Raw genomic sequence first — 25,543 nt, 5'->3', positions numbered from 1 at the left:
TTCATATTGAACGAACTAAGATTGGATACCTTTTTAACTAGGCTTTAAACATTTAGGTGATAACAATCTAATTTTCATAATTTAAGGAGGAACAAAAATGCAAACTCGAAGTCTTGGTCAACAAGGTTTAAAAGTCTCTTCTATTGGTTTGGGTACTATGGGGATGTCAATGGCATACGGTCCTTCCAATGAAGATGAAGCAATAGCAACTATTCTTCGAGCTTATGAGCTTGGAGTTAATTTCTTTGATACAGCAGAATTATACGGATATGGAACTGGTCACAATGAACAGTTGCTAGGTAAAGCTGTAAAGGATTTTCGTGACAAGGTAGTACTAGCTACCAAGTTTGGATTTGACATGACAGCCGATCCAATTGGATCACGTTTTAATAGCCGTCCAGAAAATATTCGTAAAGTAGCAGAAAACAGCCTTCGCTATCTGCAAACGGATTACATTGATGTTTTCTATCAGCATATCCCAGATCCCGATGTTCCGATCGAGGAAGTAGCTGGAGTCGTTGGAGAGCTTATTCAAGAAGGCAAAGTTAAATATTTCGGTTTGAGTAACACGGGTTCAAAAACAATTCGTAAAGCTCATGCGGTTACCCCGGTTTCTATGCTTCAGACTGAATACTCCATATTTGAGCGTGAGATTGAGGACAACGATATACGCACGACTTTGAATGAACTGGGTATAGGTTTAGTGCCTTACTCTCCTTTAGGCAGAGGGTTCCTGACAGGTGCTGTTAAACCGGCTCAAGAGTACGCCGAAGACGATATGCGTCGTCACGACGAGCGTTGGCAAGGTGAAAACTATATCTATAATCTACGAGCAACGGAACAACTTAATGAACTGGCTTCTAACAAAGGTATTTCTGTAGCCGAATTGGCACTAGCTTGGCTTCTTGCCCAGGGAGAAGATATTGTCCCGATTCCGGGTACACGAAGTGCTAAGCGGGTTGAGCAAAACGTTGCTGCTGCTAACGTCAATCTTACAGAGGCTGATCTTCAACGTATCAAAGAAATCCTCCCACACGGATCAGCTGGTAGTCGGTATCCTGCCTCAATGATGGAAATTTTCACAAGAGATTGATAATGCTTTTCAGTAATCTATGGGCTAAAGTACAACTCCTAAGATCATGCTGAAAGGACAAAACGTTTCTTTGCGGGAATACCCTTGAATGTATCTGCAATCATTCGACCGATAGAAGATGCCCTAACCAATTGATGGCACGCACAAAAAAGTAGCTTGAAATCCTTTAACGGATTGCAAGCTACTTTTTTGTACGTCTCTGCTCACCATGTTAAATAACACTTCAGGAATGCTCATTCTATTTCTAGTAGAAGTCGTTGCATCATTTTTCCAAAAGTTTCAGTGCGCCGAGCTCCACCGCAGAGTTTACGATCAAGCAACCCGGCGATAGATAACGATTAAATGATCTTATTTAGGAAGATGGGCTTTTGCAATTGTTTCTTGTTATTCTTCTCATTAAGATACAAATCAATCTCATCTCTAATTGAACTAAAACAATTCAACCTAAGGTCTTCCTTTAGTCTAATCAATCCGTCACCAACTGAATGATACGCGTTTATCCCAAATAATTAAGACTCAGGGCATTTATTAAAGATTCCTTCATGTTTTGAATAAACTCGGCGCGAGTTTTAGGAGAAAGCTCCAACAGAGACAGATAAGGATTCAAGTCCTCCAGTTCAACTAATAGTAGTTCTCCTGATGGTGTTCGACACGCATCCACACGTTGAATACCATAATCAATGTTATTCCAATCAATAAATTTTTGAGCAAAAGATAAATCTTGTTCAGTAGGTGTATATTCTTTCAATTCCCAACGCTTATCTTTATCCGGTGCATACAATGCGTATTGATAGTCCTTGTCAATGAAGTAAAAGGAAACCTCGTATTCAAAAGGGATAAACGGTTGCACCAGAACACTATGCTGTTCATTATCAATCTCATTAGATAGTTCTTCTTTAGTAATTCGCTTCATGCCAATGGAATCAGCCCCATCTTTTGGTTTGACAATGAAGTGTTCTACCTCAGGTAGAAATTTAACATTTTCAACGGAATCTATCGTGGGTATAACCGGGAAATTCACATTTGTTAATTCCAACAAATACTCTTTTCCATTCATATCTGCTTTACCATTAAATGAATTGTAAGTATTTAGTTGCTTGTCTACTATTCTCTTACGAAAAGCTTGATACTTTTCCTTAAAATTGGCAACTGGGCCTGCATTTCGAAAGACGATTAAATCAACAACGTCCTCGAAGCTCTCGGTATCCTCAGGATGACAAATAATCAAGTCAAAATCTTCTCTAAGTTGGGAAGTGAGATATAAGTCTTCTTCATAATAATTTCTACCTTTAGCTGGATAGTAAAGGTCTGTTACAAATAACATTTTCTTCACTTAGGAGCACCTAACTTTCGTTTTTTTTATTTTACCCGCAATGAAAAAAGACGACTCAGACACCTGCAGGTCTCCAAGCCGTCTTAACTATCAATTTCAAAGCTCCCCCACTACTCATTCTATGATGGAAGATGCTTTTCTAAAAGCATACGTACGAAGGCTTACAGCGCCTTATCGTTCACGCCGTCAAGCCATGCCTCAATATCCCCAATTACGGAGGATACACAACCGTCCTCAAATGGAGAGTTCAATCCAGCAAGTTCAACCAAACCAGTGAAGGATAGGCTTCCCCCCGCTTTGCACAATGTCAGATAGTCGGCCCATGCAGACTTCATATCTTCGTTGCTACGTTTCCAGAACTGGAATGCACAGATTTGTGCTAACGTATAGTCGATATAATAGAATGGCGATGAGAAAATGTGACCCTGCTTATGCCAGAAACCACCTTGCTCCAGATACGCATTATCTTTGTAATTGATGTGTGGCAGATAGGTCTTCTCAATGTTGCGCCATGCCTGTTTGCGTTCCGCTGGTGTAGCTTCCGGATTCGCATATACAAAATGCTGGAATTCATCCACGGCTACGCCATACGGAATGAACAACAGACCGGAAGACAGGTGATCAAACTTGTACTTGTCCGTATCTTCCTTGAAGAACAGGTTCATCCACGGCCATGTGAAGAACTCCATGCTCATAGAATGAATCTCAGCCGATTCATATGTCGGCCAGTTGTATTCAGGCACTGCAAAATCACGACTCTCATAGACCTGGAAAGCATGACCTGCTTCATGCGTCAATACATCAATATCACCCGATGTACCGTTGAAGTTGGAGAAGATAAACGGCACTTTGTAATCGTTCAGGAACGTACAATATCCGCCGCCCTGTTTACCTTTTTTGCTTACCAGATCCATAAGCTCGTTTTCGGTCATCATCTGGAAAAATGCATCCGTCTCTGGTGATAATTCAGCGTACATTTTTTTGCCATTATCGATAATCCAGTCCGCGTCACCCTTAGGTGTCGGGTTACCCGTCTTGAAGCTGAAGCCCTGATCGTAATAATACAGCGTCTCCACATCAATCCGATTACGCTGGCGCTCTCTGAGCTTGGTCGCTACAGGCACGATATAATCGCGAACTTGTGCACGGAAGTTGGCTACCATCTCGGCATTGTAATCCGTACGGTTCATGCGATCATAGCCGAGTTCCACATAGCTTGGATATCCCAGTTTCTTCGCGATCAGTGTACGTACTTTAACCAGTTCGTCGTAAATACGATCGAATTCAGCCTCATGCTCAGCCATGAACGTATATCTGGCTTCCGAAGCACGCTCACGCATGGAGCGATCCGTGGACAGTTCAAATGGATGAAGCTGTGGCAATGTGCGCTCTTCACCTTCAAACGGAATTTTGGCCGAAGCGATCAATTGATTGTATTCTGTGGAAAGTTTGTTCTCCTTCTGGAGTTCTTCAATAATTTCCGGGCTGAATGTTTTCAGTGAAAGATCCGCCAGCTGGAACAGCTGTGAACCCCATTTTTGTTCCAACTCGTTGCGGAATTTGGAGTTAACCAGTGCGCGGTAAAAATCCGTAATGTATTCCTGCACAATTGGTGCGTTCTCATCCAGAAATTCGTTCTCCGCCTTGTAAAACTCATCATTGGTATCAATGGAATGACGGATGTAGACCAATTGGGCTTGCGTCTCAAAATCACTGCGCAGCGCGTTAATCTGATCCATGAATCCGCTTTGTTCTTCAACCGTTGCCGCAGCTTCGAAACCGCTCAGCAGCTCACGGAAAGATGTCTTGATGTGTTCCAGATCGGGACGTGTATACGTATACTCACCAAATTTCATTTATGTACACCCTTTCCTGTTTGGCAGAATTTCGGGAATATCCCGAGTTAAACTATCCCCTATTATACAAAAGAGCAGCTAAAAAATCCCATCTTTACGAAAAATATTTGTCCATCGGTCAAATTGTGCAACATGACTGGTTATATATATTACGTGCCAATGTAAGGTCATACTTCAAAATGCTTTGCCACACAAATAAGCCCGCCTCGCATTAGCGAAGCCAGCTTATAGGCTTGTCTCTTCATTTCCACAATTAATGAATACTAGCTTTGGTCTTTATCCATAATCTGATAGAACCAGCCCATTCCGACCATGCCCACGACCATAATAACAGCCATAATAATGATATATGTCATGAATGTAACCTCCCTGCTTCCGTATATTCATCACACTACTACTAGTGTACACGGTGAAGCCCCATTTGAATTGACCGAACATTGACAAAAATACGAAATCTTTAATTTTAATAAATCAATTATTCCCACATTCACATGGTATCATGCTTATCTCGTTGCACGGTTCAAAGTTTCATCCGCCATGCTTACAGTGTATACTATACTTCTATGAATTGGAATTTGGATATTTACACAGAAAGGTTGAAAGACATGTCGACTCGCATCCCTTTACGTCAGCTAATGCTTACTGTTTTACTAGTCCTTATGTTATCTGTTTTATCCGCCTGTGCGGATGGAGAAGCGCATCTAACGGTGAATATGGATGGATCAACGGATCTGGATCTCAATCTTAATGTAACCAACTCTGCACTTGGAAAGATCGGACAAGACAATCTCATGCCTCTGATCGCAGATGCATTGAATCGAAATAATTTCCAGGCAGAGGTTACGGAACAGGGAGATCAGAAGCAACTCACAGCGACAACTCATTATGAAAAAAACAATACGACCAGCTTTGATACGTCCAAGTTACCCCAAGGCATTCAGGTCGAACAATCCACTACAGCCGGCTTCTTCACTTCCAAAATGCATATCACAGCAGAAGCCGATCTGATGGAGTCCATGCCGGATGGTGAGATCAAAAATCAGATTAACAAGGTGCCTAGCTTTCTAAAGAATCTCTTGTTAAAAGATGTTAACTTTGACTTCAAGTTGTCTTTGCCCATCAAGGCAGCCGATTCCAACGCGGACCAGGTGGAGGATGGTGGAAAAACGCTCATTTGGCACGTTTCACCACTCCAGATGAATAAGCTAGATCTGACTGTACAGGTTCCCAATATCCGGAATATTATCATTGTGGCAGTCCTCGGCTTATTGTTAATCGTTGCGCTGCTCATCTGGATTTTCGTTCGCCGCAGACGGGCCAAACAGCGCCAAAGTGCATGACCACATCGCGAAAAACGTTAATTTCATCAAAACAATTTTATTTGTGACTTGCCAAACGGTGTTATGGATAGTAGAATACATCCGTACTGTGTGAACGGTTAGATTTTTAATTAAGCAAAAGCTAAAGAGGTGACAGGTTTCATGAATATCCGGGAATGCCCACTACCTGGTATTGGAGTTAAGTACCAGTTTGATACAAAGGGCGGCAATCAGTTAGTCATTATTGTACACGAAGACGGACGCCGTGAATTATTCTCCGTTGATCCACAAGACAACGAAGAACTCACTCTGATTGCAGAATTGGAAGATGACGAATGCGTAACCCTCTCCGGGTTAATCGGAGGATGGTCCTGATCCTTGTGGTTAGGAGCCTATGAATTGGACTGAATGACAAAATAACCTGTACCTTGATTCTCAAGGCGCAGGTTATTTTTCCGTTACTTTACCCTTTGAGAGCGGATGTATGGGACCCATGTATTCAGCACACGGCTAATCTCTGTGGAATGGAACGGTTTGCTGATAAAGTCCTGCATTCCGCATTTCAGACACTCCTCACGGTCACTTGCGCCTGCAAAGGCTGTTATTGCTGCGATGACCGGGATTTCCGGATGAGTCTGCCTGATTTTGCAGGTCGCCTCAATGCCATCCATAATCGGCATTTGAATATCCATGAACACCAGGTCATATTGTACATTATTCAATGACTCTACGGCTTGCGCACCATTTTCAACAATATCACATACCCCGCCAAATTTACGCAGCATTTCCTCCAGCAGATGACTATTGACCGCCTGATCTTCAGCAATCAAAATTTTGATGTCATGCGCAAGACTTGCTCGATCCAATTGCAGTTCATCATTCCCGGCGATTTCGATCGGGTCACTACTTTCATCGAGCCATCGTTCAAGCACCAGGGTGAACTGAAATTCTGCTCCCTCGCCAATCTCACTCTGGACGCCAATTGCTCCGCCCATTAATTCCACCAGTTTCTTGCTGATTGCTAGTCCCAGACCTGTCCCGCCAAACTTGCGATTGATGGCCGGATCAAGCTGTGAGAAGGATTGGAACAATTGATGCTGTTTCTCCATTGGAATCCCGATTCCTGTATCTTGGACCTTAAAGATCAACATCAGGTGATCCTGACCATGCTCCTCTGAGAAATCAACGCCTACCTTCACCGTAATACGACCCTGCTCTGTGAATTTAACGGCGTTACCCACCAGATTAATCAATACCTGACGGATCCGCGTCTCATCCCCTCGAACACGTTCAGGAATGAGATCTGACATTTCACAGTAGAGTTCAATATTTTTCTCGGAGGCTTTCAGTGCAAACAGCTCAATCACACTACCCAGCATCGCCTTAATATCTACTGGTGTGCGCTCCAGATCCATTTTGCCTGCCTCGATTTTGCTGAAATCCAGAATTTCATTCAAAATGTACAAAAGAGACTCACCGCTGTCAATGATGATTTCCGCAAACCCTTTCTGTTCCTCATCCAGCTCAGTTTCCATCAACAGATGAGCCATGCCCATAATACCGTTCAATGGCGTACGAAGCTCATGACTCATAATGGCGAGAAACTCAGACTTCGCACGGTCCGCATGCTCTGCTGCTTCCTTTGCACGAATAATATCCTTCACGGATGTCATATCACGGAAAACCAGAACGGCTCCACGGGTTCTCCCCTGATCCATAATCGGCTTCAATTGGAACTCAGCCAGGAAACTGGACCCATCTGGTCTCCAGAAAAGAGATTCAGTACGCGGCAGACTTCGTCCCTCACGTACAGCCTGTAGAATCGGTGTATCCTTGGATGGATAAGGGATGCCTTCGCTTTGCATCTGGATCATCAACTGTTCGAGCGCTTTGCCATTCATTTCACTTGGGCAGAAGTTGATGATCTCCGCGGCGGCCGGATTGGCAAAGTTCAGATTCCCATTCAGGTCCAGTCCAATCACACCTTCAGACATGCCATTCAGAATCAGTGCCCGTTCATAACTGAGATTTTCAATTTCCTCGACGTAACGTTTGGACTCTGTGATGTCACTGGTGATCCCGTAGACCCCAACGACTTTGTCCTCAAGGATAATGGGTACATTAATCACGCTCGTCTCAATTCGCTGCCCATTTTTGTGAATCAAACCGATCTCGTAGCTCTGTGCAGTGCCCTTCACCGTTTCCTCAAAATGATGACGAGTCTTCTCCAGATCCATAGGATCGACGAGGTGATCAAAAGGCCGACTCAGCAGTTCGTCCTTGGTGTGTCCTGTCAATTGTTCCTGACCCACATTGGCCTTTAACAGATTGCCTTCCAAATCCAGAGAAGCAACTCCTAGCGGGTTACAGTCAAATAACGATCTGTACTCCTGCAGGCTTAACTGTTGTTGCTGACTGGCTGAAATATCACGGGTTACCGCGACGATCTCTATCAGTTCACCTGCATCGTCATACACATAATGTGTAATGGTATCTGCCCACACCGTAGATCCATCCTTATGCAAAAGACGATAACTGATCCGTTTAGGAGCCAGACCCTGCCTCTGCTCTTCCACGTAGGCATCGACCATAGGTACATCATCCGGATAGATAACGAGTATTCCCGGCTTACCTATAATTTCCTCTGGCTCATAGCCCAACATGCTTTTACATGCATTTGATACATATTTAAATGTACGATCAGGATCAGCTTGATGTATGACAATCAGGTCAAGGGAAGACTCTGCCAGCAGACGAGAGATGCGGCTGCTCTCTTCCAATTGCTTACGCTTCACAATAAGGCGTTCCTCTGCATCCTTTTGCTTCGTAATATCAGCAGCCTGTACCAACAGATACAATGGCTCACCATTCGTTTCATCCCTCACAATGCAAGCTCTAATCGTTGCCCATAATAGCGAGCCGTCCTTTCGTTTCAGACGAACCTCCGTCTCGTACATCGGACGTGTTTCATCGGTCATTTCCCAGAACTTGCTGCGGAATTCCTCCATGTGCAGATCTTCTTCATAGATCATATGTATGACCGACGTATCGATTAGTTCATCTTCACTGTACGCGAGCATCTCACAAAATGCCGGATTAAGCTGCAACCAACGTCCATTCACATGCGAAGCGACAGCAATGCCTATCGGTGCGTGCGTATATAATTGTTCGAACAGAGACCGGCTCTCTGTAATGGATTTCGACACCACATGTCCTCCTTTATGAGAATCTGATTGTATTCCGTATGAACAGATCGACCTGAACATAACTTCATCTATAGAGTACTACCCCAAATGCCATGATTTATAAACGAGGTCAGGCAAAATCCCCGCATGAATCGACATTTATAATCTTGGATACTGACGACTTTCATGTGTACATACCAATTCGAACACATCACGTCATATACTACACAATACCCGTGCTCTCCCGATTATACAATGTTGAATATTCGAACAGGAACGGAGGTTATGAATCATGATCATTGTCGCCAATCAACCTGCCCAGCTGAACCGCTCGGACTGGTCTGATTTTGAATGGTATTGGTTACAGCAACTCCAAAATCGTCCAACAAGGTATGTCTACCAATCCATGGATCATCTTCGATTTGAATGGGACTTGAGAGGCTCTCTCGTGGATGCAGCAGAAGGGCTTGATCGAAGCGGGGTGAGTTTTGCATCCTTTGAAAAATCCAGATGTAATCCTGCCTACTGGAATCGTAATGCTGAGGGTGGATTCGAGCTCAAATCGAACGTCACCCCCGCCGATGGCATCCGGGATATCTGGAGGAATGGGCACTTATACGCCTTTGAATGTGCAACAGCCACCGTCATTGTGCTGTATGGTGGCGTGCTGGGAAGTATACGCGAAGACGCCTTTAATTCTCTGTTTCGAAATCTGTTACTTTTTGACTGGCATTATGACAGTGACCTGCGATTGACAGAAAAAAACGGTAGTGAAACCGCCCTTCCAGGAGATGTACTGTATTTCAAAAATCCCGATGTCTCTCCCGAAACACCCGAATGGCAGGGAGAGAATACGATTATGCTGCGCGAGAACTGGTATTATGGACACGGCATTGGCATTGCACGTGGCGAAGACATTATCCGTACCCTGAATCAGTTCCGCTTTCCAGGTAGCCGGGTCTCCGCCTACTTAATGGATATGGTGATCTACCCGGACTTCTTTTATTTATCCCGATTCGCCAAAAACGGCCAGAATAATATGGCCGCTAGTTCTACGCCTGTATTACCCGGACAGTTATATGTACGCCTTGGGGGCAGTCGTTATTTACGAAGCTGAACTACTGGAACATTAACGACTTGCGCATTGAATCGCACGCACGATGTCTCAATCCGAGTGACGACAAACAAGCCCAATGATGCAGCAGTTACCCTGCCATCTCATTGGGCTTTCCTCACATTCTTTTACTAATTGCGTTATCAACATTTGCCTTATCTTTGTGCAACTTAGATGATCACTTCTGACAACTTACGCATTCGGGTCCAGTTGTACCACAACCTGTTTACCACTTACCTGAACACCCGTCGTTTTGCTGCCGAATTCAGCCAGCGATTTGCTCAGTTGCTCAGCCCACTCCTTGCCTGCAGCGCCCTCTTTGGCTCCATGCACCTGAATGACGAGCTTTACCGAATCACCCTTCTTCAGAATGCGTTCCGCCTGAGACTGCTTCGTATCCCGGTCATGATCCTCCATCGCAAGGTTCAACCGAATTTCCTTTACTTTACGTTTATCGGGGGATTTACTCGCTTTTTTCTTCGCCTGCTGCGCTTCCGCTTTGGCTGCTCCTGCGCCAATCAGCTTGCATGGTGGCGGACTCGTCATCAAGGACAAGCACACCAGATCTACTTTATGCTGCTTCGCAAGTAGAAGAGCTTCCTGCGTGGACATCACACCCAGATCTTCACCGTTCAATCCGGTAAGCTGCACTTCTGCTGCTTTGATTTTTTCATTTTTGATCATGATTCTTCCTCCTCCACATCAAAAGCCTGTCCTGACCATTTACGGATCAGAGCAGGCTAGGATGGTTTTGATACGATTTGCAAAACATATCAGCGTGCGAATACGCTAATCCGTTCGATTTACAGCGTGTTGAATGCTTCAGTCAGAACCGGTACAATTTGAGATTTGCGTGATACTACGCCTTTCAAGATAGCTCTGCTATCAGACAGTGTCACATTGTAGGCTTTCTCCACCGCTTTGGTGGATGTACCATATGCCAGAGCTACGGAATCGTTGTTCAGAATGTCTGTTACGACAAATACAAACAGGTCGAGACCTTTACTCGAAATAATCGCTTCAATAGCTGCTTCAAGCTCAGGTTGCTTCACGAGAACATCATTCACGTCAACGGCATTAACCTGTGCAATTTCCACTTTGGATTGACCCATTACGAATTCTTTGGCATCCAGGGAAATCAGTTCAGCAATTGTTTTTTGGCTCAGATCCGCGCCGGCTTTCAACATGTCCAGACCATAACTGTCTGCATCTACACCAGCAATGGCAGCCAGTTCACGCGCAGCGGCTACGTCCTGCTCTGTGCAAGTCGGGGATTTGAACAACAGGGAATCGGAGATAATTGCAGACAGCATCAGGCCAGCAATCGGCGCACTCACTTCGATGCCATTTTCTTTGTACATTTTATTCAAAATGGTTGCTGTACAACCTACAGGCTCTGCACGGAAATACAGAGGTCCGCTTGTCTCAAAGTTAGCAATACGGTGATGGTCGATAACTTCAACGACAGTCACTTCCTCAATATCGCTTACACTTTGCTGACGCTCATTGTGGTCAACCAGAATAACTTTATTTACTTCATTTGCAGCTGTTTTAATCAGACGCGGTGCTGCGATTTTGAATTGATCCAGTGCGAACTGGGTTTCACCATTGACTTCGCCGAGACGCACAGCTTCAACGTCCTGACCCAATTTTGTTTTCAGATCCGCATAGGCGATTGCCGAACAGATCGTATCCGTGTCGGGGTTTTTGTGACCGAAGATTAACGCTTTTTCCATATTTATAGCCCTCCGTCAATTCTGATTTATATAAGTTTAACCAAAGAATGTTTACACTTGCCACTCCGATGACAGAATAACCTTCCGATCGCTGTTATCCCCAGATTTTTTGATTCCCTTTTTAAAGGGAAAATCCGTTGATAAGCATACGCTTCCGATGCAGCTTTCTTTCAGAAAGCTTTTAGGCGAACGCTCCGCTTCTCCAGCTTTTTTCTGACCTCTCCGTTCTCGTGTAAAGAGTTTAGTTGAACTTATATAGAAAATATAGTCATATTTTAAACATACCCTACTGATTATAGCGCTAATAAGGCTTAATTCCAATCCCGTTACAGCGAATTAATTGCAAATCATTCTCAGGTAAGTCATCTTAGAAAAAAACAATATCCTCTCTGTAATTCTAATTTACAGAGGTCTTCGCCACATTAGCAATCAGGTGTTTCTCCAATTTCTCCCCTTCACACAAGGCCTGAACGAGTGCTCTGCCTGAATCCGGTGTCATTTGGCCATACCAGTCACCCTGAGGATACACAATCGTTACGCATGCATCGTCACACCGACCATTACATTTGGTACGCGTTGTGTGGATGAATCCTCCCGCCTGCTGCTTGAGAATCTCGTCCCGCACCGCCTGAGTTACTTCTTCCCCATCATTACGCATGCAGGTTCCACCATTGCAGAGTAAAATGTGATGTTGCAGTTGATCCAGATTATAGATAGCCAAACTTGGTTCATTCCCCTCAAGTCGATATGATATGTATCGTATTTATTCCATCGTACAACCTTATAAATTAGCATACGAAACCCTGATACGCAACGAAAATATTAAATCTCAGGCTCTTCTGCGCTCTGACCTTGCCGTACAGAAAAGGTCTGTAGACTGCCGTCCCGGCTAATCTCCAGCAAGTTCAATTGCGCTCCGTAGGCACAACCACCGTCAATGCCAATTTTGTCTCCGCTCGGGTCAAACCAGATGCCTGTCTCATCATGCAAATGCTTCACGGGTGTATGTCCAAATACGACGGTCTCTCTAATCGACGTTGGTCTGGAATAGAATGATTCACGAATCCAAATAAAGTCCCGCTCGGACTGGCTTCTCCAATCCTCAATGTCCGGGTTGATCCCGGCATGCACAAAAATATAACCCGGAATCTCGTACACCAGCGGAAGCCGTTCCAGAAAACGAAGATGGTGTTCATAGTGTGTACGTATCCACTGTTTGGCTTCAGCATAAGCTTCCCAATCTATCTGCTGCTCATCATAAGTAAGCTCCAGATCCAGATAACTTGCCATCGTCTGTAATCCGCCATTACGAATCCAGTGTTGGTCATATTGCTCAACATCCTGAGTCAGTGCCTTGACCATCATGGCATCGTGATTGCCTTTGATCACAATAATATTGTGCTGTTGCTGAAGCTGCATAATCTGTTCGATGACCTGTTTGCTGCTTGGACCTCGATCCACATAATCACCGAGCAAAATCAATTCATCCTGCTGTGGATCATAATCTACAAGCTTAAGCAGTGCGTTAAATTCATCGTAGCAGCCATGAATATCACTAATGACACATCTGCGCATGTGAATCTCTCCTCTCCCTGATCACGCAAGAGTATAACCGGAACCTTGCAAGTGCAAGATTCCAGTCTGTTCAGAGTAGTTATTCCCGCTTGCTTACCATTAGTCCTGCTTTAGTCCAAAGGCTTCTGCAATCAAGCCGAATGAGCGCAGACGTGCTTCAAACGAATGGACCGCTGACGCGATAATGACTTCATCTGCTTCATGACGTTCAGCCATAGCAGTAATTTTGTCCCTCACCTGATCCGGTGTACCCACGATAGAAAAAGAACGGCGTTGACGGATCTGTTCCATCTCCATCGCTGTAAATGGATAGTTGTTCACCGTCTCCAGGGATGGGAATGAACTTTGTTCAAGACCTCGTCCCAGACGCAGGAAGAAAAGTTCATTGCTGCGTGCAAGTTCAGCGGCTTCTTCCTCTGTCTCCGCACAGAATGCCGACACAGCAATCATTGAATGTGGTTTGTCTTTCAGGATGGACGGCTTGAAATGTCTGCGGTAATGCTTCATCGCTTCTTCGCCGCCTGGTGTTCCGAAGAATTGGGCAAACGCATACGATGTCCCTTGCGCCGCAGCAATTCTCGCACCTTCGGAGCTGGAACCCAGCAACCACACTTCCGGAACGGTTGGAACCGATGGTCCGGCTACCAGAGATGCGAACCGATGATCCTCGGGCAATTGCTCGTGGAAGTATCCGCCCAGATCGGCGATCTGTTGTGGGAAGAAATGTACATTCGATGATTTCCCCTCATTGAGAGCTCTGCTGGCAACCGGCATGCCGCCTGGTGCTCTGCCAATTCCAAGGTCAATGCGTCCTGGATGCAGAGCTTCCAGCAGACGGAAATTCTCCGCAACCTTGTAAGCACTATAATGAGGCAACATTACACCGCCGGAACCTACACGAATCCGATCCGTATGTGCAGCGACATGTGCAATCATAACTTCAGGACTGGAGAAAGATAGTGCACCACTACCATGATGCTCCGACATCCAGAAACGGGAGTACCCCAATTGATCCGCGTGTTGCGCGAGTTTCACCGTTTCCTGCAACGTATCCTGTACACTTCGGCCTTCATTGATATGTCCATGTTCGAGTACACTCAGTTTCATATATATTCAATCCTCTCGTCTGTTAGGTTTATGCGTTCTGTGAATATGAGTTCTGCGAATATTACGCGCTATTGCTTACTTCGTTCTTGCTTGTTCCATTGTAACATTAATTATTACAGTTTCAAACTTTAGTTGTCCTCTTTATTACCACACTCGTGCAATAAACATGCAAAAAAACGCCACCAGTTCTTAGACCGGTGACGTTTTACTACTCTTATTGGAGAAATATTAACTTATGGCGCACGTTTCGGTAACAACTTCACAAACTCGTCAGACAGTTTCATCAGGCTGAGCACATGTTCATAATCGGAACGATACGGTTCCAAATCCGTTACCGGTTCATAGGTTTTGAGCGAATAGGCTGTTCCATCGTCAAAGCCTGCACCCGGGATAAACATGATGTCATTGTTGACAAACGAACCTGTCGGCAAGTAATACCGGATGCCGAAGGCATTATGATCCATGTTCAGCAGATCATGCCCAAATGCAGTGAATTTCTCATCCTGGAGTGATACACCCATCAGATTCATGATCGTTGGCAGCATATCCAGCTGACCGCCAGGTTGCTCAATCAATTGTCCTTTGGTCTGTTTTGGCGTATGAATCATGAACGGGATGTTGAAACGACTTACTTTGCCATCATAAGGAACGCCCAGATTGGCCTGGATTTGCTGTGTAATCTCTTCGTCAGCAGGCAGACCGAAATGGTCTCCGTAAAGCACTAGCGTTGTGTTATCCCATAATCCATTCGCCTTCAACTCATGAATGAGTTGACCGATGGCATAGTCCGTATAGTTGATCGCTTGCAGATAATCGTGAAGCAATTTGTTCGTGATGGTCGCAGGAATCGTGATTCGCGCACGATCAGCGGGAACCGTAAACGGCGAGTGGCTCGATGCCGTAATGAACTGAGCATAGAACGGCTGATTCGCAGCCTGATGCGCAGTCATTTTTTCCACACCTACACGATATAACTCTTCATCCGATGGTCCAAAGTCATTGAATCTGTCATTCTCGAAGCTGGGCTTGTCGAAGTAACGAGTGAATCCGAGTGCCGGATACATTTTGTTCCGGTTCCAGAAGGTGACGTCATTGACATGGTACGTCTCGGACTCATATCCCTCTTTTCCCAATAACTTGGGTAGACTTGGCAGTTCACGGTCACTATAGCCTGCTGACATGGGAACAACTCCGGTTGGATAAATCGACGTGTTCGACATGAACTCCGCGTCTGATGTGTTTCCCTGTCCGATCTGTTGGAAGAAATGAGAGAAATAATAGCTTTCTTTGGCTAGTTCATTCAGTACCGGCGTTAACTCCTGACCGTCCAATGAAGCATTAATTGGGAAATTCTGAAAGGACTCCAGTTGCAATACAATCAGGTTACTGCCATTGGCCTGCCCAAAATATTTGGCTTTCACGGCTGTGCCGTCACTTGGTGTATCCTGATACGGATACTTGCTAACCAGCTCATTAATTTTGGCAATCGTTTCGTTAATGTTGCCATTCGCAATGGCCTCATTCTCTTTGCTCGTCAGAATGGCGGACGATACCTGATAGTTCAGGAATCCGAGATTCTCGGCCCGCACCAGCTCGTTATCAATCGTTTCACCTTTGACAATAAAACTGCCAGACAGCACGATGCAGAATGCAGCGGTAAGCGCAACGCCCAGCTTGCCCCAGTAACGTCTGCGAATTCTGCCAAACGTCAGGCCGCTATCGCGGTAACTGCTGTGGTTACGTCCGCCGGAACGTCTGCGCATGATCAACCATATTGGCAATGCCAGCACGATGTCTGCAAAAAACAGAAAGTGCTCCGTTCGTACCAACGGTCCGATACTGCCTCGCACTTGTGCAACTTGCCCCAGCTCACTAAGCGCGGTATAGGTGGGTACCGAACTGAAATGAACGTTATACAGCGTAGCCGCGAACAGGACAAGAGAAAACAGAATATTGAATCCTCCGTATACTGCTCGCTTCCAGCTTTTGGGAACGATCAGATCCAGCAGACATACCACGGTTAGTGCGCCTAATGCGTCAGTTAACAGACCGATGCCGGACAGACCCTGGAAAAAGAAATACCGCAGCAGTGATAACTTCAGCAGCATCAGAATGAATAACACGGCAAATAAGGTCCGTGATGAAGTACGTTCATTTTTGGAATTATACATGGTCGCTTTCAACCCTTACCCTGAAATTTTACGTTCCTTTTACAAAACGTATATTTCAGTATAACAGTTTTCTGGTTGCTATTCCATGGAAGTTCCGTGTAGGACAGGGTGAGCGTTACGCAATTGTGGATAAATCTGCATTCTGTGTGTTCGTGCCCTCTCTCGGTCCCTTAATGGCTGCTTGTGCAGCCGCAATTCGTGCATAAGGGATCTGTTCAGGCAAACAACTTACGTAATCCAACCCAATTCGGTGGCAGAATGTAATGGACTCCAGATCCACAATATTTTCTCCACAGATCCCTGTCTTCAGATAAGGTTTACGAATCCGACCCTGAACAACCGCCATCTCCACCAGTTGTCCAACGCCCTCCGTGTCCAGCACATGGAATGGATTATTCGTTACCGTACGAGAGTCTTTATCACGTTGAAGGAATCGCTTCTCGGCTTCTTGGCGGCTATATCCAAACGTCTTCTCTGTCAACTCATCCGCGCCAAAAGAGAAAAAGTCTGCCTGCCGAGCAATGTGAGTCGCCGTCAGCGCCGCTCTCGGAGCTTCGATCATCGCCCCCACTTTATAGTGACAATGCCGCTTCTCCTCACCAAGCACTTGGTCAGCCACATGATCTACCAAATCTCTCATCTCCTGAAGTTCATGCACATGACCAATCTGCGGAATCATAATCTCCGGACGTACCCACCAACCTTGACGGATGCCTTTCACCGCTGCGCGGAATATTGCTTCCAGCTGCATATCAACGATTTCCGGGAACACCGTACTCAGACGGCAAGCCTGTTGCCCCAGTGTCGGATTACGTTCATGCAGTTCACTGACTCTGCGAATTACACGCTCCAGTTCCTCCAGCTCGATCTGATGGTCTCTTTGTTCATGCAACTCCTCTGCCTGTAACCACTCTTGCCGTTTCTCCAACACTCCCAGATCCGGTAGCAGTTCATGTAACGGCGAGTCGAGCAATCGAATGGTTACCGGGTATCCATCCATCGCTTCGAATATCTGTTCAAAATCAGACTGCTGCATCGGTAATAGACGCTCCAACCCACGCCTGCGCTCAGATTCACTGTCAGCCAGGATCATTTTTTGTACAAAAGGAAGCCTTGAAGCAGACATGAGCATGTGTTCTGTACGGCACAGACCTATTCCCTCAGCCCCCAGTATCTGTGCTGTCAGGGCATCTTGCGGATGATCTACATTGGCAAGTATCGTCAATTCTTTCACTTCATCAGCCCATTCAAGCAGTAGTTGCAGATCTGCTGATAAAGGTAAACCTGAGTTATTCTTAGAGGCTGGACACTCATCATTCGTTACTGGCTGCAACTGTATGGGCAAATTTCCAGTGCTTGCGTCGCTGATAGAACTAGGATCTGTGTGATGCTTCAGCACTTCCGCGATATGCCCAGGTTCGATGCGTAACAGTGCATCCTCCTTAGTGATGAGTCCTTCATGCACAAAATCCACAGTACTCCTCAGTGTGGCTGTTGAGGATAATCGGGCGGGCTGGGTCTGCACAACATACAACGCGCCGGATTCAATTACAAAGGTAATTTCCTGCACTTCTCCCTTACGCATCTCCAACTGGCTACCTATCTCCAGCAAACGTGCATACAGCTCAGGTTCTTCATTCCGTAAACGCTCCAGACCGTGATCTGTTTGACTGGGTTTCCCGGTTGGGGTATATTGTCCAGTGACTCCCCTTTCTCCTGTAAGTAGATTGCGCGTATATATTGTTCCAGTCCCGCTTAAGTCTCCGCATGTTCCATGCATCATCGTCTGTATAAGAACAGGAGCGCTTAGCTCCGAAGAAATATAATATGGGTTACGCATGATCTCGTCCTGAGATCTGGATGATTTAATACGCTGTGTTTGATATACCGCACGTATCGCTTCTTTGAGTTGAAGTTGAACATCCTGTGGAAAAGGGTTACGCCCCTTCGCTTCAATTAAATATTTAAATTTCGTAATGGTTAACTCAAGTTCCCCTTCATCCGGACCCTTGACGTGACTTGATATTTCTGTGAAAAATTCGGACGGAATCCCATATACCAGCTGTCCATATTGCTTTAAATAATCTAGGTAACATTGGAGTGCATACAACCGATCACCGGTTTGACGTGCGAGCTCTTCCACAGTAACATCGTTCAGACCAACATTAAGCAGTGATTGTGTCGCAGCTACTGATACTCGATTCTTATCCGTACGTACCGCGAGTAGTAGCGGATTCTCCGGATGTCCGAAGAATTTCCCGGTTTGCTGTTCCAGATGCCGAATCGCGTTAACAAGCGCTTCCTCTTCTTCACCAGAAAGATGTCCAAGACGGGTACAGAACTCGCGACAGTATTCCGATGTGACTACAAATCCGGCCGGGACAGCCCATCCTGCATGAATTAGCTCTACAAGAGCAGCCCCTTTACTGCCCATTAGCCCTTTCATCTCTGCCGTACCTTCTTCCAACAGAATTACCCGTTTTGTCATTACAGCTCTCCCATCCGCCATTTATGGCTATGCTTGAAGACCTCAATCCCTGCGTTACATATCAGCCTTCATTCTAATGGTATGTCACAATCGTTCAGTCAAGGACATCCGCTTTTGCATTTTGTGCTCGTTATCCTGTTTTTTTGTAAACGCTACACTAAAATAAGTTAAAACAAGCCTTTCGAGCAGTTGCATTGGCTTATTCATCGTCAAAGTAAGCAAAAAAAGAAGCCCCTCCAGCCTAAGCTGAAGGAGCTTCTCATTTTTTTAGTATTCACTTACCTCAAACGTCAGCACCCGATCAAACAGGATATAATCCTTTCGACTTTTAAATGGCCCTTTGTTGTTGTCGTGTTTATCGATCGCATACGATGCTTTTCCGCTTCCCGCTTGCTTGGCTTCATACCAGTCGATGAAATCATTTACTTCTTTCATGCTTAGGTCGAATTCTTTCTCCAAGCCTGTTGTCATGGTGACGACGAGAATAGCGCGACCTGTGGCTTCTTCCGGTTCAGGTATAGTTGTACCTTGTGGTGTCGCGGATGCTTCATTTGAATTCTCCGTTTCTAATCCATTCACAACAGCGCTCACTACAAAATAATATGTTGTTCCATTACTCAATTCAGTAATGCCAAAGTTTTCATATTCATCTTTGGAAACTGTAACACTTTCTGTATACTTACCTGGCTCTGTACCATATCTGATAATGTAACTCTCGGCATTTTGTACTTGGTCCCAAGATAAAGTTGCTCTACGTTCCCCTCCTTTAGCTATGAGGTTGATAGATGGTTCTAAAACATCGTTATAGACGTTGAATTCTGCAACATTATATGTAATATTGCCGTGGTGAGATATATAAACTTTCTTAACATTGTCTACTTTTTTAGGTAAAACGTAAATATTATTGTCTGCTGAAATTACTGCCTTAAATGACTCTGTAGATAATATATTTCCTGCTGTATCTTCAAAAGTGAGATTTACAAGACCACCATTGTAGTTTAAGATTTGAATCTTATACGAGCTTATGCTAACAGGAGTCTTGAAACTATAAAGTATATGATCAGGAACACTACTATCACTTCTCGCATTTACAAGCTTGTAAAACGTAGTCTCATCGTTGTCAGTCACTAATTTTGTTGTTCCTAGTGAATTTATACTGCTTGAAGCGGTTTGTAGAACTAGACCATCCAAGAGTCCTGTTCTCACTGATGCCGCATCTACATTTGAAAACGGGTATGTTACCATCACAAGAAAAAAAGTAATCAGACCTACAAACACTTTAATTGGATTGTTTCTCATATCATTTCCCCCTATTTATCTAATGAACAGATACTAAGGTAATATATTCCTAATAAACTGTCTAAACATAAACTTGCTCATCTATAAAATTCAGCTAAATACTTGAAATTTTATTTTTTTATTGGATATTAAAAAGCCCAAGAAGAATAAACCTCTCCTTGCGCTCTGGATTGAGAATTAATGAATTAGCTATTCCCATTCACCTTTTTTGATATAAGTTGCATCATAAGCAACAATTACATTCGTTTTATCAGTTACCTTTTGTAGATCATCGACCACAACTTCTTCTTCACCGTAATCTATTAAACTAGAATCCACTTTCTCGAAGACCCCGCAATCCTTCACATAAATTACATCTGGATGGTTAGAATCATATCTTAAGCTTTCAGGAAGATCTTCACCCAAAATTTCATGCGATTCGGCGACCGTAGTCGTCGGTATTGCTGTAACAAGAATCATCCCAATAACAGCTACTACTAAAAGTGAGGCCCAGATTTTTTTCCGCATAGGAAGTTCCTTTTTCCAATTCAATTTTTTCTATATTATATATTAAAATGAACTATTATAATATTTTCTATTTTCTCCGATGTTTAATCCAGCGTGTTTGTTATTTTGTAGTTTGTCGCTCATTATAATTCCTCCACTGTTTTAATTTCTATAAACGAAAAAGACCGCCACATAAATGACGGTCATTCTTCCTAATTATTGAAATAGATACTTGAAAAATAAAATTGTACCAAGAACACCTATTATCAAAAATATAATTGCTGAATTTCGATCTTTCTTCCACATCCGAATCGCATTAGCAATATTAAGGATGCCTATTGCAAGCATGCTAATACGAGAATCTACTTGAATCAAGTTGATTATCAGCATAATGGCAACTACTATCGAGGTACACCAGAACCAAATTGGAATTTTATCCTTGATCATTATTCTTCTCCTTTAGGTTGCAACCTATCTTTTATATTATATTCCACAACCTAATTAAAACCCCTTTATTTGGTCTATTATCAAGCAGGTTATAGATTAACCAAAAAAGGCAGTACCCGTAGATTCTTAGCGTGCCCGCGAATTACATCACAAAATTTTGATAGCTTAGAAAAGAATATGATCTTTTGAATTAAAACATCTCAAGTAAATTCACACCTCAAGCCATAAAACGCAATATATCCTCGATCTTCTTCCCATGAGAGATCACACCGTAGTTCATCCAGCTCATAAAATCCACTTCATACACATTGCCGCTCTTCACCGCAGGCAGGCGTTTCCATTCATCCCTTTCGAGCAGTTCGCGCTCATCTCCAGGTTTAGCAGAATTTCCAGTGTCAAATGTAATCAACAAGTGATCCGCATTAAGCTGACTTAACTGCTCCAATCCAATGAAGACCCTCCGCTCGTGTCTTGTCCATTGCTGCACACGGGAGTGCGGAGTCAATCCAAGATCCTGATAAATTACAGGCCCGACGTAGCCCTGCTGATCCCCATAGAGGGTAATATCCGATGCAGATATACGTAAAAAAGCTACCGTCTGACCACGCATATATTGTTCTAACCGTCCTTTGGCTTCCATTGCCTTGTCTTCATACGCACCTATTACATCTTGAACCCGATTCACCTTCCCCAACACATCGGCTGTGGATTTCAAAATGGAACGCCAATCCTCACCTATATGGTCTACGTAAAACGTAGGTGCTACCTGCTCAAAGCGGTCCAGGTTCCATGTTTTATATCCTTTGTCCAACATGATAAAGTCAGGTACACTGCCCAGATTAAACTGAGCATCCTGCTGGCTCACATCGAATTCGGGCACATCGTCCAATCCCAAATAATGCTGTCTACCCCATGAGTGATGCGAACATTGCAGTACAGGCTTTACGCCAAGGGCCAACACAAAGTCTTCCAGATACGGAGCAAATACACGAACCTCTTGACGGTGATGACGGCGATATAACCCCGGTGAAATACCTGCATATTGCTTGAATCGGCGGCCAAAATAATACTCACTGCTGAACCCCACATTTTGTGCAATTTCGTGGATGCGATCATCCGTCAGCTGCAGCAGTTGCTTCGAGCGTTCCAGCCGAACCGCATTTACGTATTCAAGCGGGAGCTTGCCCGTAATTTTTTTGAATTGCCGAGTGTAGCTGGCTCGGGTAAGACCAATATCTGCCGCGAGATCATCAACGGTTATCGTTTGATCATAATGGTCACCAATATACCGAATTGAACTTTGAAGACGGGCGCGGTCATCTGGCACTTCTGTTTCGGGATTACTCTGGCGGAGCAAGGCACGGAACCACTCCTGGAAACGAAGCTGCACGTCCCATTGCTCCAGCCAATCGCCAATGACCTGTTGACGCATTATTTGTTCCATTGATTCAAGACAAGAACTCCACGGACTGTAATTCAGCTGTATAAGAGGTATCTCTATCGAAGAATCTGTACATTTGTGAAGTGACCGCTGCTCCGCAGTGTCTTTGGTATGCAAAGCACTGGAAGTCTCTTCTTTTAACTCCGCCACCATCAGATCAAGCTTATAGTATTGCAATTCATTTTCAGTCCAAGAAGAACCTTCTATTTTAATGGATGTTCCAGCCGGAACAAACATAATCATTCCTTTTTCCAAATGAACTTCCCGATCTGAGCAAACCATTGAACCTTTCCCAGACGTTACAACGAATAGAGAGTGGGAGGACGATATTCTGTATAGCAAACGTTTATCGATATGAGATTTATTGTGATCTATGTATTCCATATGCTGAAGCGTGCATAGCCAGGGCTTGGGAATCCGTTGTATTATCATGGAGAACATGTTCATCGTCCTTAACTGAGAATTATTATCATTTAAAACAGTGTATACGAAAAAAGAAAGCTCTTCAACCCTGGCTGAAGAACTTTCTTATGGGATTATCCTCGAATCAATTTCATAGCTCACTAAAAATGGATTAAGGTATTATGAAATTGATTCACTTATGGAGTCATTTTTTCCAAGAGATCATCGATTTTCATGGAATTTGCTGTAATCGCACCTGATTGCCAATGTGATCTTTCCATAATGTACACCTGATTGTTTTTAACCGCCGGAAGGGATTGCCACAACTTGCTGTCGAGTACCTTCAAGGCTTCCTTGTTCTCTGGAGATGACCATTCCCCATTAGAAGGGAAAATAATAAGGTGATCCGCATCAAGCTGCGGAATTGCTTCTTCTGAAAGGATCTCCTGGTATTCTTCCATTTTACTTACTAGTGGATGCGGGGTCAGACCTAACTCCGAATAGATAAATCCGGTGTAACGGTTTTTGATGCCGAACAACGCCAGCGTGTCATCGTTAACATTCAGTCGGACAACCGCAACAGTCTCGTCTCCGACCGCTTCCTGCAACTTCGACTTGGCATCCGCAATTTTCGCCTCAAATGCCTTTGAAACTTCTTCACCCTTGTCCGGTTTACCTACAACATCGGCAATGGCTGTCAAGACTTGATTGGAATCCTGCAGAATGCCTTCAGGTAGACGATACGTCGGTGCTACCTTGGAATACATCTCATATTTCTCCGCATCGACTACACCATCCACAATAATGAGATCCGGATCATATTCCAACAAAGCTTCAATACTTCCTGTTATATCAAATTGCGGAACGTCCAGTTTTAGATACTCCTGCACACCCCACAACGGATGATACCACTGCACTACAGGTGTAATATCGAGCGCCTTCAAATAATCTTCTACATATATTCCAGCAATCCGCTGTGGCTGAACCGGAATCGTTACATCTCCAAATTCATCCTGTACAACTCGTGTCGCAGGCTCTGTCTCGGTTTCAGTAGTATTTTCTCCAGAAGCTGCACTTTCAGTTGCAGGAGTCTGTTCCGCATTCGTTGCGGTATTTGTACTACATCCTGAAATCACCAGACCCATGAGCAGTAATGTAATCGCCCACCCTTTGAAACCTTTAATAAAACCTACCATGATACCCTTCACCCCTATGTGATCTGTTGATGTAACCTTGAGAATGTTTTGCATATAATGATTATCATTCTCATTTATTACTTAGGTGAATTGTAACTCATGCTTCATCCGACTCACAATGTACATTTGATGCTATTTTTTTATACAAACGAAAACAACCATATGGGTCGCTCCCCGCTTATCGCAGGGGCAACCGACCTTGACGATAACTCTCCAATAGCTGATTCACAAAGGAATCTTGCATCACATCCTGTAACAGTGCAGCGCCAATTAAACCCATATCATCACTGACATACCCAGCTAGCTCAGGTTCGCCGGTGAGAGCTAATGTTTGTTTGAACGCCTGTTCCCTGCATTCGCGCAACACCTCTTCTTCAGCCACCACGGTATCTTGAGCCCATCGTTCAAAGGATTGCATCCACTCGTCAGCAAATGCAGGGGCATCCCTTTCATCCAGGTAAATTTCCACATCCAATCCTTTGAATATCTGCTGGGTCAGAATCTGTCCTTCGTTGAGATCCAACAGTAGCTTCTCCACATCCGTTTTGCTCATTGAGCTCACCTCCAGTTCCTCATCATGTCAAATACATCTCAGGTATAACAAAACGCTTCATCATTCGATTAGGATCGGCTGTAAAATGATCCAATTGAAGTTCCTCATATTCGCTAAGGATACTTTCAAAGATACCAGCGATCACACCACAATCTGCCAAAGCATTGTGCCTGTGAATTCCATCTGTATTCAGATCATAATACCGAATCAGAAAATCCGTTGAGACGACCTCGGTAATCTCAGGATGAATATAGGTAAACATCGCTTTTGTATCCAGCACCGGGTTGGTCAACATCGGGAGACTATATTCATCACAATGCCGCTTCAAGATGGGCAGGTCATACTCATATCCGGCTTGTGTCACTAGGACGTCATCCCCAATGAACTCCTGAAATGTCTGAAATGCTTCTATGAACGAAGGAGCCTCCAACATATCCTCATTTGAAATGCCTGTTAACTCGGCCACAGGTTCTGGTATAGGTTTGTTCGCGCGTGCAAGTGAAGAAAATGTTGTATTACATGGTTGACCCCTTTGGTAATGCATCGCACCAAATTGTGTCACACTCTCCACCACAGGATTAATGCCCGTACCTTCGAGATCAAATATGCAGTACATTCTATCCTGTAATGAAGATACGCTTAGATTCTCAATAAAGTATGTATCAGGCAACAGCGTAATTTTCATCCGTTCAACTCACTCCTCTCTACTCTCATCACGGTTAATGCATTGCTCATATTTAAC

20 protein-coding genes are annotated in these 25,543 nt (G+C 44.3%); 4 read left to right on the top strand and 16 right to left on the bottom strand.

Features of this window, described 5'->3' with window-relative positions; genetic code table 11:
* Nucleotides 1-97 precede the first annotated feature (97 nt).
* Nucleotides 98-1,093: an aldo/keto reductase gene (locus PAHA3_RS06750; RefSeq protein WP_062834027.1), complete on the top strand. Its 996-nt coding sequence runs from the start codon at nt 98-100 to the stop codon at nt 1,091-1,093.
* A 496-nt stretch (nt 1,094-1,589) separates the two neighbouring features.
* Here the strand turns inward: PAHA3_RS06750 and PAHA3_RS06745 are convergent, their stop codons facing one another.
* Both PAHA3_RS06745 and PAHA3_RS06740 read right to left on the bottom strand, forming a co-directional pair.
* The gene (locus PAHA3_RS06745) at nt 1,590-2,426 is read right to left on the bottom strand and encodes a hypothetical protein (RefSeq protein ID WP_062834026.1); all 837 of its coding nucleotides are present in this window, start codon (nt 2,424-2,426) and stop codon (nt 1,590-1,592) included.
* 161 nt (nt 2,427-2,587) lie between these two features.
* On the bottom strand, nt 2,588-4,282 hold the full coding sequence (locus tag PAHA3_RS06740) for a M3 family oligoendopeptidase (protein WP_062834025.1): 1,695 nt from the start codon (nt 4,280-4,282) through the stop codon (nt 2,588-2,590).
* 659 nt (nt 4,283-4,941) lie between these two features.
* Between PAHA3_RS06740 and PAHA3_RS06735 the strand changes: the two genes are divergently transcribed.
* A complete protein-coding gene (locus PAHA3_RS06735) occupies nt 4,942-5,622 on the top strand; it encodes a DUF3153 domain-containing protein (protein ID WP_153028182.1) in 681 nt (226 codons plus the stop codon).
* A gap of 141 nt (nt 5,623-5,763) precedes the next feature.
* The gene (locus tag PAHA3_RS06730) at nt 5,764-5,976 is read left to right on the top strand and encodes a hypothetical protein (RefSeq protein WP_062834023.1); all 213 of its coding nucleotides are present in this window, start codon (nt 5,764-5,766) and stop codon (nt 5,974-5,976) included.
* Nucleotides 5,977-6,059: 83 nt separating this feature from the next.
* Here the strand turns inward: PAHA3_RS06730 and PAHA3_RS06725 are convergent, their stop codons facing one another.
* Complete coding sequence (locus PAHA3_RS06725; RefSeq protein WP_062834022.1) at nt 6,060-8,807, bottom strand: PAS domain-containing hybrid sensor histidine kinase/response regulator; 2,748 nt, start codon at nt 8,805-8,807, stop codon at nt 6,060-6,062.
* 271 nt (nt 8,808-9,078) lie between these two features.
* Here PAHA3_RS06725 and PAHA3_RS06720 point away from each other — a divergent pair, with 271 nt between their 5' ends.
* Nucleotides 9,079-9,903: a protein-glutamine gamma-glutamyltransferase gene (locus tag PAHA3_RS06720; RefSeq protein WP_082762729.1), complete on the top strand. Its 825-nt coding sequence runs from the start codon at nt 9,079-9,081 to the stop codon at nt 9,901-9,903.
* Between the two features lie 189 nt (nt 9,904-10,092).
* On the opposite strand, the gene infC is transcribed toward PAHA3_RS06720, so the two are convergent.
* The 13 genes from infC to PAHA3_RS06650 all read right to left on the bottom strand — a co-directional run bounded on the left by infC (nt 10,093) and on the right by PAHA3_RS06650 (nt 25,486).
* The gene (gene infC, locus PAHA3_RS06715) at nt 10,093-10,584 is read right to left on the bottom strand and encodes a translation initiation factor IF-3 (RefSeq protein ID WP_062834021.1); all 492 of its coding nucleotides are present in this window, start codon (nt 10,582-10,584) and stop codon (nt 10,093-10,095) included.
* A 119-nt stretch (nt 10,585-10,703) separates the two neighbouring features.
* Nucleotides 10,704-11,636: a manganese-dependent inorganic pyrophosphatase gene (locus tag PAHA3_RS06710; protein ID WP_036670609.1), complete on the bottom strand. Its 933-nt coding sequence runs from the start codon at nt 11,634-11,636 to the stop codon at nt 10,704-10,706.
* A 397-nt stretch (nt 11,637-12,033) separates the two neighbouring features.
* Nucleotides 12,034-12,357, bottom strand: a complete 324-nt coding sequence (locus tag PAHA3_RS06705) for a (2Fe-2S) ferredoxin domain-containing protein (protein WP_062834020.1) — start codon at nt 12,355-12,357, stop codon at nt 12,034-12,036.
* Between the two features lie 101 nt (nt 12,358-12,458).
* On the bottom strand, nt 12,459-13,211 hold the full coding sequence (locus PAHA3_RS06700; protein WP_062834019.1) for a metallophosphoesterase family protein: 753 nt from the start codon (nt 13,209-13,211) through the stop codon (nt 12,459-12,461).
* A 99-nt stretch (nt 13,212-13,310) separates the two neighbouring features.
* Complete coding sequence (locus tag PAHA3_RS06695; protein WP_062834018.1) at nt 13,311-14,318, bottom strand: LLM class flavin-dependent oxidoreductase; 1,008 nt, start codon at nt 14,316-14,318, stop codon at nt 13,311-13,313.
* 233 nt (nt 14,319-14,551) lie between these two features.
* On the bottom strand, nt 14,552-16,489 hold the full coding sequence (locus PAHA3_RS06690; RefSeq protein WP_062834017.1) for an LTA synthase family protein: 1,938 nt from the start codon (nt 16,487-16,489) through the stop codon (nt 14,552-14,554).
* Nucleotides 16,490-16,604: 115 nt separating this feature from the next.
* Nucleotides 16,605-18,977 carry a putative PEP-binding protein gene (locus PAHA3_RS06685; RefSeq protein WP_062834016.1) on the bottom strand — a complete coding sequence of 791 codons (2,373 nt, stop codon included), beginning with the start codon at nt 18,975-18,977 and terminating at the stop codon, nt 16,605-16,607.
* A gap of 267 nt (nt 18,978-19,244) precedes the next feature.
* Nucleotides 19,245-20,276, bottom strand: coding sequence for a fibronectin type III domain-containing protein (locus PAHA3_RS30805; RefSeq protein ID WP_235599378.1), 1,032 nt, complete (start codon nt 20,274-20,276; stop codon nt 19,245-19,247).
* 189 nt (nt 20,277-20,465) lie between these two features.
* On the bottom strand, nt 20,466-20,783 hold the full coding sequence (locus PAHA3_RS06675) for a hypothetical protein (protein ID WP_062834015.1): 318 nt from the start codon (nt 20,781-20,783) through the stop codon (nt 20,466-20,468).
* A gap of 643 nt (nt 20,784-21,426) precedes the next feature.
* Nucleotides 21,427-22,905, bottom strand: a complete 1,479-nt coding sequence (locus tag PAHA3_RS06665) for a helix-turn-helix domain-containing protein (RefSeq protein WP_371327902.1) — start codon at nt 22,903-22,905, stop codon at nt 21,427-21,429.
* A gap of 344 nt (nt 22,906-23,249) precedes the next feature.
* Complete coding sequence (locus PAHA3_RS06660) at nt 23,250-24,248, bottom strand: ABC transporter substrate-binding protein (RefSeq protein WP_062834012.1); 999 nt, start codon at nt 24,246-24,248, stop codon at nt 23,250-23,252.
* 178 nt (nt 24,249-24,426) lie between these two features.
* Nucleotides 24,427-24,801: a hypothetical protein gene (locus PAHA3_RS06655; RefSeq protein WP_062834011.1), complete on the bottom strand. Its 375-nt coding sequence runs from the start codon at nt 24,799-24,801 to the stop codon at nt 24,427-24,429.
* A gap of 22 nt (nt 24,802-24,823) precedes the next feature.
* Entirely contained in the window at nt 24,824-25,486 is a 663-nt protein-coding gene (locus PAHA3_RS06650) for a 3'-5' exonuclease (RefSeq protein ID WP_062834010.1), read from the bottom strand.
* Nucleotides 25,487-25,543 lie beyond the last annotated feature (57 nt).

The organism is Paenibacillus amylolyticus, from assembly GCF_001570725.1.
Lineage (GTDB): Bacteria > Bacillota > Bacilli > Paenibacillales > Paenibacillaceae > Paenibacillus > Paenibacillus amylolyticus_A.
This window is presented reverse-complemented; position numbering and strand designations above follow the sequence as displayed.

Excerpts from the sequence above, each read along its gene's own strand:
- PAHA3_RS06750 (WP_062834027.1), top strand. The coding sequence starts at position 98 with ATGCAAACTCGAAGTCTTGGTCAACAAGGTTTAAAAGTCTCTTCTATT.
- PAHA3_RS06740 (WP_062834025.1), bottom strand. The coding sequence starts at position 4,282 with ATGAAATTTGGTGAGTATACGTATACACGTCCCGATCTGGAACACATC.
- PAHA3_RS06735 (WP_153028182.1), top strand. The coding sequence starts at position 4,942 with ATGTTATCTGTTTTATCCGCCTGTGCGGATGGAGAAGCGCATCTAACG.
- PAHA3_RS06730 (WP_062834023.1), top strand. The coding sequence starts at position 5,764 with ATGAATATCCGGGAATGCCCACTACCTGGTATTGGAGTTAAGTACCAG.
- PAHA3_RS06720 (WP_082762729.1), top strand. The coding sequence starts at position 9,079 with ATGATCATTGTCGCCAATCAACCTGCCCAGCTGAACCGCTCGGACTGG.
- infC (WP_062834021.1), bottom strand. The coding sequence starts at position 10,584 with ATGATCAAAAATGAAAAAATCAAAGCAGCAGAAGTGCAGCTTACCGGA.
- PAHA3_RS06710 (WP_036670609.1), bottom strand. The coding sequence starts at position 11,636 with ATGGAAAAAGCGTTAATCTTCGGTCACAAAAACCCCGACACGGATACG.
- PAHA3_RS06700 (WP_062834019.1), bottom strand. The coding sequence starts at position 13,211 with ATGCGCAGATGTGTCATTAGTGATATTCATGGCTGCTACGATGAATTT.
- PAHA3_RS06695 (WP_062834018.1), bottom strand. The coding sequence starts at position 14,318 with ATGAAACTGAGTGTACTCGAACATGGACATATCAATGAAGGCCGAAGT.
- PAHA3_RS06690 (WP_062834017.1), bottom strand. The coding sequence starts at position 16,489 with ATGTATAATTCCAAAAATGAACGTACTTCATCACGGACCTTATTTGCC.
- PAHA3_RS06685 (WP_062834016.1), bottom strand. The coding sequence starts at position 18,977 with ATGACAAAACGGGTAATTCTGTTGGAAGAAGGTACGGCAGAGATGAAA.
- PAHA3_RS30805 (WP_235599378.1), bottom strand. The coding sequence starts at position 20,276 with ATGAGAAACAATCCAATTAAAGTGTTTGTAGGTCTGATTACTTTTTTT.
- PAHA3_RS06675 (WP_062834015.1), bottom strand. The coding sequence starts at position 20,783 with ATGCGGAAAAAAATCTGGGCCTCACTTTTAGTAGTAGCTGTTATTGGG.
- PAHA3_RS06660 (WP_062834012.1), bottom strand. The coding sequence starts at position 24,248 with ATGGTAGGTTTTATTAAAGGTTTCAAAGGGTGGGCGATTACATTACTG.
- PAHA3_RS06655 (WP_062834011.1), bottom strand. The coding sequence starts at position 24,801 with ATGAGCAAAACGGATGTGGAGAAGCTACTGTTGGATCTCAACGAAGGA.
- PAHA3_RS06650 (WP_062834010.1), bottom strand. The coding sequence starts at position 25,486 with ATGAAAATTACGCTGTTGCCTGATACATACTTTATTGAGAATCTAAGC.